The sequence below is a fragment of the Bacillus cereus group sp. BfR-BA-01441 genome, from assembly GCF_022663075.1.
GTDB classification, from domain to species: domain Bacteria; phylum Bacillota; class Bacilli; order Bacillales; family Bacillaceae_G; genus Bacillus_A; species Bacillus_A cereus.
This window is the reverse complement of the sequence record NZ_JAKUEU010000091.1, coordinates 1-18,439: the sequence shown is the minus strand read 5'-3', so window position 1 is coordinate 18,439 and position 18,439 is coordinate 1. Positions and strand designations below refer to the sequence as shown.

Genomic DNA, 18,439 nt, shown 5'->3' with positions numbered 1-18,439 from the left:
AGTTCAAAAGATTGAAAAAGAGATAGATTTCCAAGTGACGTATAGAGAAATGGGTACCAATAAGCTAGATGATATGATTAATGGATTTGTTAAACCGTTTGATTTGGAGAAGGCCCCTCTTTTACGGGTTGAAATCATACATGTTACAGATGATGAGCACGTGTTGGTATTAGATATGCATCATATCATTTCAGATGGTGTATCAATGGGGATTTTCATGCAGGAATTAGCTGAATTATATAATGGTCAAAAATTATCTTCATTAAGCATTCAATATAAAGATTATTCTGCGTGGCAAAGAGGCTTGTTTACTCAAGAAGAAATCACAAAGCAAGAAAAGTATTGGATGAATGTGTTCAATGAAGAAGTACCAGTACTAAATATGCCAACGGACTATAAAAGGCCAAAAAGAAGAAGTTTTGCTGGAGATAGAATCAATTTAAAAATCAATAGTGAAACTTATAATCAGTTAAACAAGTTGGCTACAGAAAATGAAGTTACTATGTATATGCTGATGTTAGCAGGATACACGACTTTGCTTTCTAAATATTCAGGGCAAGAGGATATAGTAGTAGGATCACCAATTGCAGGAAGAAAACATGTAGATTTAAATAATGTAATGGGAATGTTTGTGAATACCCTTGCGATGAGAAATTATCCAAAGGGCAATAGATCTTTTAGAGAGTACTTAAAAGAAGTAAAAGAAAATACATTGAAAGCATATGAAAATCAGGATTATCAATTTGAAGAATTGGTAGAAAAGGTAAATGTAAGAAGAGACATTTCACGAAATCCACTATTTGATACGATGCTGGTATTTCAACACACTGATAATATGCTATTAAATTTGGATGGACTAAAGGTTAGCATGTTAGAAGATCAGAGGAAAATAGTTAAGTTTGATATTACTATACATGTAAGTGAGTTAGAGGACGGATTAGGATTAGAAATTGAATACTGTACGGCTCTCTATAAAAAGGAAACAATAGAGAGGTTTTTAGAGCATTTTATAAACGTCTTAAGAGAAGTAGTAGAAAATCCAGAACAGAAATTAAGTGAAATAGATATATTAACAGAGAAAGAAAAAAGTAAGTTATTAAACGAATTTAATAATACAAAAGGAAAATATGCTAAAGAAAAAACACTTCCAGAGCTTTTTGAAGAACAGGTAGAGAAGACACCTAATAATGTGGCACTTGTTTTTGAAAATCAAAGTATAACATATAAAGAGCTAAACGAAAGGGCAAATAGCCTTGCGCATATACTTCGCGAAAAAGGAGTTGGTCCTGACGTAGTAACGGGAATAATGGTGGAACGCTCTATTGAAATGATAGTAGGTATAATGGGGATTTTAAAAGCTGGAGGAGCTTATTTACCGATTGATCCAACTTATCCTAGGACAAGAAAAGAATATATGTTACGTAATAGCCATATAGAGATACTATGCGTAACGAATGAGGTTCATAGCGATATATCTTTTCATGGACAAATTATACAATTAGATAAATTAGAATATAAAGAAAATAGAACGAATATCAGTAAATTAAATAGTCCCCGAAATTTAGCTTATGTAATATATACATCAGGTTCTACAGGGAATCCTAAAGGGGTAATGATAGAACAAAATAGTGTAAATAACTTAGTCAACGGGTTAAATGATGTAATTTATAAAAGGTTCAATACTAATGTTAATGTCGCGTTGCTAGCACCATTTATATTTGATGCATCGGTGAAACAAATATTTGCAACATTACTTTTAGGGCATACCTTATTTGTTGTGCCAAAGGAAGTAAGTTGGAATGCAATGAGTTTAATTGAGTATTATGCAAAAAATAAAATACATGTATCCGATGCTACTCCGGCACATTTAACAATGCTTAGCTATGTAAATAAAATAGAACAAGAATTAGAAATTAAAGAATTTATTGTAGGAGGAGAGGCATTAACGCCTTATTTAATCAAAGGTTTATTTGAAAAATTTGCTGATTTTAAACCTAATATCACAAATGTTTATGGGCCTACAGAGTGTTGTGTAGATTCCACAAGTTATAGAATTGAGTTTGATCAAATAAGCGGTGATAAGGTAATTCCGATTGGAAAACCAATTTTAAACACTAATATATATATATTAGACAAGGGAAATAATCTTCAGCCAATTGGAGTAGCTGGGGAACTGTGTGTATCAGGTGAGGGGATAGCAAGAGGATATTTGAATAATCTAGAATTAACAGCTGAAAGGTTTATTGAAAATCCATTTAATAACGGTAAATCTATGTATCGAACTGGAGATCTTGCAAGGTGGTTACCCGATGGGAATATAGAATTTTTAGGACGGATAGATCATCAGGTGAAAATACGTGGTTATCGAATTGAACTTGGAGAAATAGAAAGTCAACTGTCAACTCATCAAGATATCGAAGAAACGATTGTTATAGCTAGAGAAGATAAGGAAAGTAATCAATATTTATGTGCGTATATCGTTTCACAAAAAGAATTACATGCAAGGGAAATTCGAGAATATTTAGAACAGAAACTTCCGGATTATATGATTCCTGGATATTTTGTGAAATTAGATAAACTTCCGTTGACAACGAACGGGAAAGTAGACAGAAAAGTACTTCCTGAACCAGATGGGAGTATTAATACTGGGGTAGAGTATGAGGAACCGAGAAATGAAGTGGAAGAAAAGCTCGTTGAAATTTGGAGAAGTATTATTGGGATAGAGGATATAGGAATTAATCATAACTTCTTTGTATCTGGAGGAGATTCCATTAAGGCAATCCAAATTATATCTAGATTATCTAGAATTGGTCTTAAACTAGAAATGAAAGATTTATTTGCAAATCCAAAAATTAAAAATCTTGGAAAATATATAAAACGAGAAAAGAAAGAACAAAAGGTTCATGAAATAGTAAAGGGGGAAGTAGAATTAACCCCGATACAAAGCTGGTATTTTGAGAAAAACCAAGAAGAGATACATCATTTTAATCAATCGTTCATGCTATTTAGAGAAAATGGATTTGATGAAAAACAGATAGAAGAAGTATTTAATAAAATTATGGAACATCATGATGCTTTACGCATGATATATAAAGAAAAAGAGGGAGAAATAATTCAATATAATAGAGGTTATGACAAGAACCTATTTGATTTATATATTCATGATGTTAAGGGTGTTGAGAATAAGGAAGAGAAGGTATATGAAATTGCTACAAATATTCAAAAAGAGATGGATATTAAAGAAGGTAAACTTGTAAAGCTTTGTATATTTAAATCGGATGAAGGAGATCATCTTCTGATTGCGATTCATCACCTTGTAGTGGATGGAGTATCATGGAGAATCCTACTCGAAGATTTGGAGACTTTATATTCACAACTAGAAAAGGGTGAAAAGCTAGAAATAGGATTCAAAACAGATTCCTATAAAGAATTTGCATCAAAGTTAAAAGCTTATAGCGTGAGTAGGGAATTAATGAAAGAAAGGGAATATTGGACAAGTATATCAAAAGAGAATGTACAGTTTATTCCTAAAAAGAAAGAAATCACAAAAAACAACTTTGAAAATAGTAGTACAGTAAGTATTACTTTAGATAAAGAACTCACTACATCTTTACTTAGAAATACAAATAGGGCATATAACACAGAAATAAATGATATTTTATTAACAGCTTTAGCAGTTGGAACCAGAGAATTGACGGGGAAATATAAGCTAAAAGTAAATATGGAAGGGCATGGAAGAGAGAACGTAATAGAGAATTTCGAAATCAATAGGACTGTTGGCTGGTTCACGACGATGTATCCAGTGCTTTTAGATATAGGGAATGAAAATGAACTTTCTACCAACATAAAGACAGTTAAAGAAACTTTGAGGAAAATACCAAATAAAGGAATAGGTTATGGAGTATTAAAACATTTAGCAAAAGATAAGGGATTTATGAATGAAGTAAAGGCACCAATTTCATTTAACTATTTAGGTGAATTGGATCAAGATATTAACAGGAGAGAATTCTCTGCATCAAAATGGTCTATAGGTGAAACAGTGGGTAAGAAAATTAATAGGAATACATCTATAGAAATGAATTCAATGGTTTTAAATGGTGAATTGGTTATTCATACAACATTTAATAAATTAGAATACAGTGAAAAAATGATGAAGGACTTAAATCAGAAATATAAAGAAAGTCTTGAAATGATAATTAATCACTGTGCGAATAAAGTAGAACCAGATCAAACACCTTTTGATTATGGAGATATAAATATAACATTAGAAGAACTTGAAGAAATAAAAGAAAAATACAATGGTTTTATTATTGAGAAAATATATCCGTTAGCAAATATGCAAAAAGGGATGTTATTCCACGCATTAGAAGATAAAAATTCAAGTATGTATTTTGAACAAATTGTAATGGATATAAAAGGGAATGTAGATGCAGATATTTTAGAAAAATCATTTAATACAATAATGAGGAGACACGAAATATTAAGAGCAGCATTTGAGTATGAATTAGTGGAGGAACCAAGACACGTCATACTTCAAGATAGAAAAGTAGGTTTCAAATATTATGATGTTCAAGACGAAAGCATTGAGCAGAAAACAAAATTTATAGAGAATTATTTACAAAATGATAAACAAAAAGGCTTTAATTTAAGTGAAGACACATTAATGAGAATTAGCTTAATTCAAATGAATCAGGATTCATATAAATTGGTATGGAGTCATCATCACATATTGTTAGATGGATGGTGTCTTGGGATTATATTAGGTGAGTTATTTGATGTTTATGGAAGAAAGATGAAAGGTGAAGATAGCCATTTAGCGGAGCCAACACCATATAGTGATTATATAAGATGGTTGGAAGAGCAGGATAAAGAAGAAGGATTAGCACATTGGAAGAGCTATTTGGATGGATATGAAGAACAAGCACAGGTTCCTAAAATCTTGAATAAAGTTAATGAGTATAAAAGAAAAGAAAAAATGATAGAATTTTCAAAAGAAATGACTCGTAACATTATTCAACTCGCAAATAGAAATCAAGTTACTTTTAATACCGTACTGCAGGCAATTTGGGGCATTCTTTTAGCGAGGTACAATAATATAGAAGATGTTGTATTTGGAACAGTCGTATCAGGAAGAGAGGCAAAAGTAGAAGGAATTGAAGCGATGGTAGGATTATTCATTAATACAATTCCGACTCGAGTTAAACTGGAAAAAGATAGTAGTTTTAAAGAGGTTTTAAGAAATGTCCAGGATGAATCAATAGAAAATAATAAATATAACTATATAAATTTAGCTGAAATTCAATCTTTACATGATCTAAAAAGAAATCTAATTGATCATGTAATGGTATTTCAAAATTATTCACTGGATGATAGTAGTTTTAATCATGCAGAAAGTAATACAGGTTTTATGTGTCAAAATATAAGGGGAGAAGAGCAAACCAATTATGGATTCAACATTGTAGCAATTCCTGGAGAACAGTTAGTATTAAAATTAACTTATAACGAAAAGATTTATCCACAGGAAATAATAGACAATATAGAAATGCATCTTAAAAAAGTAACGGAACAAGTTGTTATAAATGAGGATAAGAAATTAAATGAGATAGACATAATCCCAGAGAAAGAGCGAGATGTATTATTGTATAGATTTAATGATACAAAGACGAATTATCCGAAGGATAAGACTATACATCAGCTGTTTGAGGAACAGGTAGAGAAAACGCCTAATCATATTGCCGTTGAATTTGAAGGCACTAAAATGACGTATCAAGAATTAAATGAAAGGTCTAATCAAGTTGCTAGATGGTTACGAGATAAAGGGATTACTGCAAATACAATTGTGGGAATTATGGTTGAGAGATCCCCTGAGATGATAATTGGAATAATGGGTATCTTAAAATCAGGTTCAGCTTATTTGCCGATAGATCCTAAATCTCCTCAGGATAGAATCAATTTTATGATACAAGATAGTGATATTCAAATTCTATTAACGCAGGAGAAGTTCATTAATGATTCCTCATTGGATGTAGAGATGGTTAGTTTAGATAAGAGTGAGAATTTTCAATTGAGTAAAGAGAATTTAGCTCCTATCAATGATTCTGGGAACATAGCTTATATCATATATACATCGGGCTCTACTGGAGTACCAAAAGGTGTGGTTACATCACATTCTAATGCAGTAAGGGTTGTTCGTGACACAAACTATATTAAGATTGATGCAGATGATATTATTTTACAGCTTTCAAATTATTCTTTTGATGGATCCGTATTTGACATCTACGGTGCATTGTTAAATGGTGCAAAATTAGTGATGGTATCAATAGATACAGTATTGAATTTAAGTAAGCTAACAAAATTAATAAAAGAAGAAAAAATTAGTGTTATGTTTATAACTACAGCCTTATTTAATACGTTGGTTGATTTAGAAATAGAGTGTTTATCTAATATAAGAAAAATCCTTTTTGGTGGTGAAAGAATTTCAGTATCACATACAAAACGAGCATTGGAGTATTTAGGGAAAGATAAGCTGATTCATGTATACGGTCCGACAGAAAGTACTGTTTTTGCTACGTATTATTGTATAAATGAAATCAATGAAGAATTCGACACAATACCAATTGGGAAGCCATTAGCAAATACTTCAGCATTTATAGTAGATGGAAATCAGAGACTACTTCCAATCGGCGTAGCTGGAGAACTTTGTTTAAGTGGAGCAGGATTGGCTCATGGATATTTAAACCGACCAGATTTGACAGCAGAAAAGTTTGTCTCAAATCCATTTATACCAGAAGAAAAAATGTATCGAACAGGGGATCTCGTTAGGATGTTGCCTGATGGAAATATTGAGTTCTTAGGTAGAATAGATCATCAAGTGAAAGTTCGTGGTTTCAGGATTGAACTTGGTGAGATAGAGAGTCAGCTACTTAAATATAAAAAAGTAAAGGAAGCTATTGTTATCGTAAGAGATGATATTCATGGTGAAAAATATATATGCGCTTACTTTACTTCTGAAACATGGAAAGATGAATTAATAATTCAAGAAATTAGAAAGTATCTAACTAAAAAGCTTCCAGAGTATATGATTCCTGCATTTTTTGTTCAACTTGATAAGCTACCGCTAACTACAAATGGGAAAGTAGACCGAAAGTCATTACCAAAGCCTGATGGGAATGTAACAACTGAGGTAGAGTACGTAGCACCAAGTAATTTTGTAGAAGAGACTATTATTTCAATTTGGGAAGAAATCCTAGGCATCAAATCTATTGGGATTTCTCATAACTTCTTTGAAATAGGAGGAAATTCACTGAAGTTAATGAGTGCTGTTGCTGCTATTAATAAAGTTTTAAATACAGATATAAGTATTCACAATTTCTTTGAGAATCCAAGTGTAATGGGTTTAGCAAATTATATCCTATCAACTGAACATGATCGTCAAAATAGTTCTTATGATTATGTTGAGGAAGAGGTATAACGGTTTAAAATAAAATTCATTTCTTTTGGAGGTAAAAGATATTAGTAATAGGTGTAAAAAGGCAGATTTTTTATAGTGTTGATTGTTTTGAGATTTAAGATTTAAGATTTAATTATAAGAAAAGGGGATTTATCCTAGGAAAACTGTACAATCTATACTTCTTCTCAGCAGAGAAAAAGGAATAGATTGTGCAGTTAAACTAGGCCCAATGGTTTGAATTTCAAAGATGTATATGAAATTTGATAGTTGTTTTAGTTATTTACTAATAGTGTGAGAAATTGAATGGGCACCGCGAAGGGAATGATTCTAGTTATGGATATTAAAGGGTTTATAAATGATTTGAAAAAATCAAACATTTTCTTATATCAGAATCAAGGGAAGATAAAAATTATTGGACCTCGTGAACTAATAACAGCTGAATTAAAGGGAAAAATAAAGTTATATAAAGAAAAAATTATTATAGCTTTAAAAAATGAAGATATAGAAAAAAAGAATGCAATTCCAAAAGCGAAACAATCAGAAAATAATTGTTATACCTTATCAATGGCACAAAAAAGGATGATTATTTTAAATAATTTGGAATCTAAAGGTACGACATATAATATTCCTTTAGTTATCAAAATCGTGGGCGATTTTCAAATGCAAGTTTTTGAGAATGCTTTTAAGGCACTAATTGATAGACATGAAGCATTAAGAACATCCTTTGTAATGATTGATGGAGAACCAGTTCAAAAGATAGAAAAAGAAATAGATTTTAAAATTGAATATAGTGAATTAGGAGAAGATAGCGTATCAGAACGAGTGGCACGATTTATAAGACCTTTTGATTTAGAGATAGCGCCGCTTCTAAGGGTAGAGATTTTACGTGTTAATCAAAATGAGCATATCATGATGCTTGATATGCATCATATTATTTCAGATGGAGTATCAATGGGCATTTTAATGAAGGAGTTAGCTGATTTAGTTAGAGAAAAAGAATTAGCACCATTAAAAGTTCAGTATAAAGACTATTCGGAATGGCAAAAAGAATACTATAAAGGAGATAACATAAAGCAGCAGGAGGAATATTGGCTCAAGGTATTTGAGGGTGACATTCCAGTTCTGAATATGCCAACTGATTTTCCAAGACCACAAATACAAAGTAGTGAGGGAGATAGGCTTGGTTTTGAAATAGATTCTGAACTAACAAATAAACTTAAATTTCTTGCAAGGGAAAATGGAGTTACTATGTATATGCTTCTTTTAGCAGTATATAAAACGCTTCTTTCTAAATATACAAGGCAAGAGGACATAATAGTTGGTTCACCAATTGCGGGAAGAACACATGATGATTTAAAAAATACAATTGGCATGTTTGTCAATACCCTTGCAATGAGAAGTTATCCAAAAGCAGATACTAAATTCATTGATTATTTAAAACAAGTAAAAGAAAACACATTAAATGCTTATGAGAATCAAGAATATCAATTTGATACATTAGTAGAGAAACTAAATTTAAGAAAAGAAACAAGTAGAAGCGCATTGTTTGATACGATGTTTGATATACAAACTCAAAATAATTTTGAGTTTAATATAAATGGAGTAACCACTGAGGTTTGCGATATTGATTTTAATGTGGCGAAATTTGATTTAAGTCTTACGGCGATAGAATATACAGATCATTTGAAATTTGATTTACAATATTGCACAAAATTATTTGAAAAAGAAACAATCAAAAGACTTGCAGGTCATTTAGTAAATGTAATAAAGGAAATTACCAATAATCCGGGGCTTAAATTAGGAGAAATAAATTTACTTTCAGAAGAAGAAACAGAAATCATATTACACAAATTTAATGATACTATGGCTGAATTTCCTAAAAATAAGACCTTAAACCATGTATTTGAAGAGCAGGTTCTAAAAACACCAAATCATATTGCAGTTATATTTGAAGAGGAACAATTAACGTATACACAACTAAATGAAAAAGCAAATCGACTGGCAAGGTTGCTTAGAAAAAATGGTGCAAAGCCGGATACTGTAATAGGAATCATGGCGGATAAATCCCCAGAAATGATAATTGGCATATTGGCGATTTTAAAAGCTGGAGCAGCATATTTACCAATTGACCCTGAGTATCCTGAAGAAAGAATTGAATATATGCTAAAAGATAGTGAAGCAAAATTAGTTGTTACTCAGGAGCACTTACAATTCAAAGTAAGAACAGTTCCAAGTATTTTATTTAATGATGAAGAAATTAGTTCTTTAAATAAGGACAACCTAGAAAATTTAAATCATTCATCTGATTTAGCTTATTTAATATATACGTCAGGTTCTAGTGGAAAGCCTAAAGGGGTTATGACTACACATCGTAACGTCATTAACTATATTTATGCATTTTCAAAACAAATTACTTTAAATGAAGAAGATTCTATATTACAAGTGGTTTCATTTTCATTTGATGCTTTTACGGAAGAAACATTTCCTATTTTGGCTAATTCAGGGAAATTAATCATTAGTAAAAAAATTGGTGATCTGAACATAGATGAGCTAGTTAAAAATATTGAAAAATATAATGTGACTTTAGTAAGCTGTTCACCACTGTTACTCAATGAAATTGATAAAAATAAGCATTTAATACTTAATAAAAATATGAAATTTATTAGTGGTGGAGATGTTTTAAAGTATGAATATATAAAAAATATTATTGAGATTGCCGATGTTTATAATTCATATGGTCCTACAGAAACAACTGTTTGTGCAACATATTATAAGGTCAGTTCCAATGATTGTATGGGAATGAGTGTACCTATAGGTAAACCACTAAGCAATTATAAATTGTATGTTTTGGATAATAACGCTCAATTACTGCCGATAGGAATACCTGGTGAATTATATATAGGTGGAGAAGGTGTAGCGCGAGGATACAAAAATAAAAAAGAATTAACTGAAGAAAAATTCAAGTCTAATGCTTTTAGTTTAGGAGAACGAGTGTATCGGACTGGAGATTTAGTAAGATGGCTACCTGATGGAAATATTGAATTTTTAGGTAGAATAGATAATCAGGTAAAAATTCACGGTTTTAGAATTGAACTGGAAGAAATTGAATATCACTTATTAAGACAATCGAACATAAAAGAAGCTAAAGTAATTGATAAAGAGGGGATAGATGGAAACAGATATCTTTGCGCATTTATTACAGTTAATGATTTGAATGAAGAACTGAACATAGATAAAGTGAGAGAGTTGCTTGCCAAAGAGCTTCCTGGCTACATGATTCCTTTGCATTTCATAGAGATGGAAAAATTGCCGATTACACTTAATGGAAAAGTGGATGTGAAAGCATTACCGGAACCAGATTTCAATAAATTTATAGAAGATCATTATGAAGCACCTCGAAATCTAGTAGAAGAGAAGTTGGCTTTAGTGTGGAAGGACGTTTTGGGTATAGAGAAAATCGGAATAAATCATAACTTCTTTGAAGCTGGAGGACATTCACTAAAAGCTTTTTCATTGGTATCAAAGATACACAAAGAATTAAATGTTGAAATACCATTAAAACAAATATTTAATTTTCCTACTATCAAAGGCATTGGCGAATATATAAAAGGGAAAGAAACGAGTACTTACTCAAAAATAAAGAAAGCTGAGGAAAAGCAATTTTATAATCTTTCATCGGCTCAAAAAAGGCTATATATTTTAAATCAAATAGAGGATAGTGGAATTACTTACAATCTACCAGTTGTTCTACAAATGAAGGGGCGCTTTCAATTGGACACTTTTGAAAAAGCCTTTAAAGCATTAATTGATAGACATGAAGCATTAAGAACTTCTTTTGTAATGATTGATGGAGAACCAGTTCAAAAGATAGAAAAAGAAATAGATTTTAAAATTGAATATAGTGAATTAGGGAAAGAGAACGTATCAGAACGAGTGGCGCGATTCATAAGACCCTTTAATCTAGAGGTAGCTCCTCTTCTAAGGGTAGAAATCGTACAAGTTAGTCAGGATGTGCATATCATGATGCTTGATATGCATCATATTATTTCAGACGGAGTATCAATGAGCATTTTAATGAAAGAGTTAACAGATATTTTTGGAGAAAAAAAATTAGCACCATTAGAAATTCAATATAAAGACTATTCAGAATGGAAAGAAAAGTTTTGTAACGGTGATAATATAAAGAAACAGGAGGAATATTGGCTTAAAGTATTTGAGGATGAGATACCAGTTCTGAATATGCCAACTGACTTTCCAAGACCACAAATACAAAGTAGCGAAGGAGATAGATTAAGTTTTGAAATAGATTCTGAACTAACAAACAAGCTTAAAATGTTTGCAAGGGAAAATGGAGTTACTATGTATATGCTACTTTTAGCAGCATATACAACGCTACTTTCGAAATATACGGGACAAGAAGACATTATAGTTGGCTCACCAACTGCGGGAAGACAACATGATGATTTAAAAAATACTATTGGTATGTTTGTTAATACTCTTGTGATGAGAAATCGTCCTAAAGCAGACAGTAGATTCGTTGATTATTTGGAGAAAGTAAAAGAAAATACCTTAAATGCTTATGAAAATCAAGATTATCAATTTGATGAGTTAGTTGAAAAGCTAGCCTTAAAAAGGGATATTAGTAGAAACGCATTGTTTGATACGATGTTTTCTATTCAAAATTTAGATAATCTAGAGTTGAATATAAAAGGCTTAAAAGTCGAACCGTATGACATTGATTTTAAAGCGGCAAAGTTTGATTTAAGTTTATCGGCGATTGAAAATATAGATCATATAGAATTTATTTTAGAGTATTGCACAAAATTATTTAAAAAAGAAACAATACAAAGAATTGGAAATCATGTAGTTAATATCTTAAAAGAAATTGTTAATAATCCTGAGCAAAAATTAAGTGAAATAAATTTGCTTTCACAAGAAGAAAGAGAAATGATATTAAACAAGTATAATGAGACTGCTGTTGAATATCCAGTAGGTACTATACACGAACTTTTTGAAGAGCAGGTTAAAAAAACACCAAATCATATAGCTGTAGTGTTCGAAGAAAAGCAGTTGACCTATGAAGAATTGAATAAAAAAGCAAATAAACTAGCTAGAACTTTGAGAGAAAAAGGTGTTGTACAAAATAGTATAGTTGCAATAATGGTGGATAGATCAGTAGAAATGATTGTAGGAATATTGGGGGTTCTAAAAGCTGGAGGAGCATATCTGCCGATAGATCCAGAGTACCCTACAGAGAGAATAGAATTTATGCTTGAGGATAGTAATGTGGATATTATTATTACCCAAGAACATCTAAAGGATAAAAATGGTTCCTACGGTGAAGTAGTAAATATAAATCATATAGATATATATGACATCGATGAAGATAATTTGAATCATATCAATTCACCAGATGATTTAGTGTATATCATATATACATCAGGAACAACTGGAAACCCTAAAGGTGTGTTAATAGAGCATAAAAATTTGGTTAATGCCCATTACACTTGGAGAGATCACTATGAATTGTCAAAGTATGAAGTAAATTTATTACAAATGGCTAGTATGTCGTTTGATGTATTTGCAGGGGACTTATGTAGAAGTTTATTAAATGGTGGGACAATGTATATAGTACCGAGTCATATCAAGCTAGAACTGGATTTATTATATAAGACAATTAAGAAGTATAAGATTAATATTTTTGAATCCACTCCAAGCCTTATTATACCTTTTATGAATTATGTATATGAAAATAATTTTGATCTCACGACATTACGATTATTAATATTAGGTTCTGATAGCTGTCCTATACATGAGTACAAAAATTTGGTTAAAAGATATGGGGAGAATATGAGAGTAATTAATAGCTATGGAGTTACAGAAGCAACTATTGATTCTAGCTATTATGAAGAAGAGTACGATTATATACCACAAATGGTAAATACTCCTATAGGAAAGCCGTTAAATAACACAAAATATTATGTTTTAAACTCTTTATTAGAACCACAACCTATAGGGGTGTATGGTGAATTGTACATTGGTGGAAAAGGTCTTGCAAAAGGATACTTAAACAAACCAGACCTTACTCATGAAAGGTTTGTTTCAAATGGCTTTATACCTGGTGAAAAAATGTATAAAACAGGAGATTTAGCAAGATGGCTTTCAGATGGAAATATTGAGTTTTTAGGAAGAATAGACAATCAAGTAAAGGTTCGAGGGTTTAGGGTAGAAATAGGAGAAATTGAAGCTAAACTATTAGGTAATCAAAGTATAAATCAGGCGGTAGTAATTGATCGGAAAGATAATGCTGGTTTTACCTATTTATGTGCATACATAATAGCTAAAGAGGAGCTAACTACAAGTGAATTAAGAGACTACTTGTCAAATTATTTACCAGATTATATGATTCCTTCATTTTTTATTCAATTAGATAAAATGCCTCTTACACCGAATGGAAAAATAGATAGAAAAGCATTGCCTCTTGTACAAGAGGGGGACCTTTCTAAGGGAACAGATTATGAAGCGCCTCGAAATGAAGTGGAAGAACATCTTGTATCAGCTTGGCAGGATGTCTTGGGTATTAAAGAAATTGGAATTAACGATAGTTTTTTTGAAGTTGGTGGAGATTCTATAAAAGCGTTACAAATAGTTTCTAAACTATCGAAAGTGAATCTTAAACTCAAAATTAAAGATTTATTTGAAAACCCGAAAATTAAAAATCTTAGTAAGTATGTAAAAAATGAATCGAGAGTAAAGAAAAACTATGAAATAATTCAGGGGAATGTTCCTTTAATGCCGATACAGAAAAGACATTTTGTCTTAAACGAAGCATTAAATAATAAAGAGCTAAATCACTATAATCAATCATTTATGCTGTATAGAAAAAATGGATTTGAAGAACAGATTGTAGAAAAGGTGTTTCGTAAAATTTGTGAAAAACACGATGCTTTACGAATGATTTATAAAGAGGAAAATGGTGAAATTATTCAATATAATCGTGATTTAAATGGGGATTTCTTTGATTTATATGTCCATGACATTAAGAATCAAGATAATCAACAGGAGATAGTGGGTCAACTAGCAACAAATATACAAAAAGAAATTTCGATTACTGACGGTAAAATGTTAAAACTTTGCATTTTTAGAACAAATGAGGGTGATCATTTACTTATTACTATCCATCATCTTGTAATAGATGGAGTATCATGGCGAATATTATTCGAAGATTTCGAAATGTTATACAAACAAGCATATCTCAATGAAAAACTTGATATAGGTTTTAAAACGGATTCATTTAAGGAGTTTTCAGAAAAGTTAATGGATTATGCGGTAGGTAATAAACTTCTAAAAGAAAAAAAATATTGGGCAGACATATCTAAAATGAAAGTAGATTTTTTAGCGAAAAATGAAGAAATAGATGTGACCGATTATAAAAATAGCAAGACCTTAACCATTTCACTAAATAAGGAGAACACTCAAAAGTTATTGGGAGAAACAAACAAAACATATAATACTCAAATAAATGATATCCTTTTAGCGGCTTTGTTAGTAACAGTAAGAGATTTAACAGGAGAAAACAGGCTGAAAATTCTCATGGAAGGTCATGGAAGAGAAGAAGTCATTGAAAATATAGATGTTAGTAGGACTATTGGGTGGTTTACTACAATATACCCTGTATATTTTGATTTAGGTAAAGAAAAAGAAATTTCTATGAGTATAAAATTGGTAAAAGAGACTTTAAGAAAAATTCCTAATAACGGAATAGGATATGGGGTTTTAAAATACCTAAAAAAGGAGCAAGATTTGTTAAATGATGAAACGGCACCTATATTATTTAATTATTTGGGAGAAATGAGTAAAAAAGCGACCAATGAAGAATTTTCTGCATCATGGCTATCACCTGGCGAAAGTATAGGTGGCGAAAATGCAAGAGATGCTTCTATAGAAATTAATTCAATAATTGTAGAGGATACATTAATAATAAACACTACCTTCAACGAAGGGGAATATTCTGAATTTTTAATTGCTGATTTTAACCAAAAGTATAAAGAGAACCTTGAAATGATAATCGATCATTGTATTAATCAAACGGAATCAGAAAAAACAGCTTCCGATTATGGTTACAATAAAATGTCACTAGAAGAGCTTGATGAGTTACTAGGTGAATATGAATTCATCGATAATTAAAGCCTGGAGGCAAAACACAATCATAGCGACTACTTAATTGTACAAATCATATTTATAATTTTTGTGCCTTTTCCGACGGAAACTATTTAGGGGGATAAATTTATGAAAGTTAATAAAGTTGAGAAAATCTATCCATTGTCAAATATGCAAAAGGGGATACTGTTTCATGCTATTGAAGATAAAAATTCAGATGCATATTTTGAACAAATTATATTAGATATAAAAGGTTATGTAGATGAAACTATTTTTGAGGAAAGTTTCAACGAGATTATGAAACGGCACGAAGTGTTAAGAGCATCATTTAATTATAAATTGGACGAGCCATTACATGTAATATTAAGGGATAGAAAAATTAAGTTTAGCTATAATGATGTAAGTAATTTAGATTTAAACACTAAAGATTTATATGTGGAAAAATATATAGTAGATGATAAGGTGAAGGGCTTTGACCTAACAAAAGAAACCCTTATGAGAATTTGTTTGATCAAAACAAATGATAACTCATATAAAGTAATTTGGAGCTTTCATCATATATTACTTGATGGTTGGTGTATTGGGATTATATTAGATGAGTTATTTACTATCTATTCACATAAAATGAAAGGTGAAGAGCATCAATTAGAAGATCCTAGACCCTATAGTGATTATATAAATTGGCTAAATAATCAGGATAATGAAGAAGGATTGAAGTATTGGAGTAAGTATCTGGAGGGGTATGAGTTAAATGCTACCCTCCCTAAATTTAATAACTCTAGTGCTGGAAAGTATCAGAGAAGAGAAAAAGTGATAGAGTTTTCAAAAGAGTTAACGGATAAGATTACACAACTGGCAAATAAAAATAACGTCACCTTAAATACAGTGATGCAGAGTATTTGGGGGCTTATTCTAGCGAAGTATAACAATAGTGAGGATGTTGTTTTTGGAACAGTTGTCTCAGGCAGAGATGCAGCTGTAGAAGGTATAGAGAATATGTTAGGTTTATTTATAAATACAATACCAACTAGAATAAAGCTGCAAAGTGAAAAATCATTTAAAGAAGTTTTAAAAGCAACTCAACATGATGCAATAGAGGGTAATGATTATAATTATATTAATTTAGCCGAAGTTCAAGCTCTTAGCAACTTAAAAAGTAATCTTATTGATCATATATTAGTATTTGAAAATTATGCTATTGATGAAAAAGGATTGGAAGAAAAGGAAAGTGGATTAGGGTTCGAAGTTGTATCTGTAACCGACGAAGAGAGAAGTAATTATAGCCTAAGCCTTACTGTAGGAATAGGAGAGAAATTGAAACTAACAATCGTATATGATGAAAATGTATATGAAGAAAGACTAATCAATAATCTAGAGTGTCATATTCAAAATGTAACGAAGCAAGTTATCGAAAATGATGCTAAGAAATTGATCGATATAGATTTAATTTCAGAAGAGGAAAGAAACATCCTTCTTTATAAATTTAATGAAACAACCGTTGAATATCCTAAAGATAGGTTGATACATCAATTGTTTGAGGAACAGGTTGAGAAGACACCTGACCGTGTGGCAGTTAGCTTTAAAAGTAATAACCTAACTTATAGGGAATTAAATGAAAAATCAAATCAAATAGCTAGACTACTGCGAGAAAAAGGTGTTCAATCAAACACAATTGTAGGAATCATGGTCGACCGTTCTTTAGAAATGATTATAGGAATTATGGGGATTTTAAAATCCGGAGCGGCTTATTTACCAATTGATCCTGAGACTCCTAAAGAGAGAATTGACTACATGTTACAAGATAGTAATGTAAAAGTTTTATTGACTCAAGATAGATGTATAAGTCAACTTAATTTGAATGTGGAGTTAATTAATTTAGATCAAGAGAATTTTTTAAGGCTAAGTACAGATAATTTGAATTTGATAAATCATTCAAGTGATACAGCTTATATCATTTATACTTCAGGATCAACAGGAACACCAAAAGGAGTAGTTATTCCGCATTATAGTGCAATTAGAGTAGTTAAGAATACAAATTATATTGAAATTAATGAGAATGATACGATATTACAACTTTCGAATTATGCTTTTGATGGGTCTATATTTGATATTTATGGTGCGCTTTTAAATGGTGCAAAGTTAATAATGGTTGAGAAGGACACTGTACTAAGTCTTGTTAAACTAGCTAAGTTAATAAAGGAAGAACAGATAAGTATTATGTTTATTACCACAGCTTTATTTAATGCGCTTGTAGATTTAGAAATAGATTGTTTAGATAAAATAAGAAAAATATTATTCGGTGGTGAAAGAGTTTCAGTTTCACATGTGAACAAAGCCCTTGAGAAATTGGGCAAAGATAAAATTATTCATGTTTATGGTCCAACTGAAAGCACGGTATATGCTACTTATTATTTTGTTAATGAAGTAACTGAGGTTATCCCAATAGGAAAACCGTTAGCAAATACTTCGGTTTTTGTAGTAGATAAAAATTCTAACCTGCTTCCACTTGGTGTGCCTGGAGAACTATGTATTTCTGGAGACGGATTAAGTAAAGGATATTTAAATAACGAGAGATTAACAGTTCAGAAATTCGTTCCAAATCCGTTCATTCTAGGAGAGAGAATGTATCGAACAGGAGACCTTGTGAGAATGTTACCTGATGGAAATATTGAGTTTTTAGGAAGAATTGACCATCAAGTGAAAATTCGTGGTTTCAGAATTGAACTGGGTGAGATAGAGAGTCAACTTCTAAAACATAAGGAAGTAAAAGAAGCTGTTGTTATCGCAAGAGAAGATAGTAATAATCATCAATATTTATGTGCGTACTTT

The 18,439-nt window shown here is 31.1% G+C and carries 3 protein-coding genes; all 3 read left to right on the top strand.

From position 1 onward, the window contains the following. Positions 1-7,471, top strand: a 7,471-nt coding sequence (locus MR107_RS25300) for a non-ribosomal peptide synthetase (RefSeq protein WP_255854913.1), incomplete at its 5' end; no start/stop codon positions are given. A gap of 312 nt (positions 7,472-7,783) precedes the next feature. Further along, a complete protein-coding gene (locus MR107_RS25295; protein ID WP_242292859.1) occupies positions 7,784-15,637 on the top strand; it encodes a non-ribosomal peptide synthetase in 7,854 nt (2,617 codons plus the stop codon). A 102-nt stretch (positions 15,638-15,739) separates the two neighbouring features. Next, the coding region (locus MR107_RS25290) for a non-ribosomal peptide synthetase (protein ID WP_242292858.1) at positions 15,740-18,439 on the top strand (2,700 nt) is incomplete at its 3' end.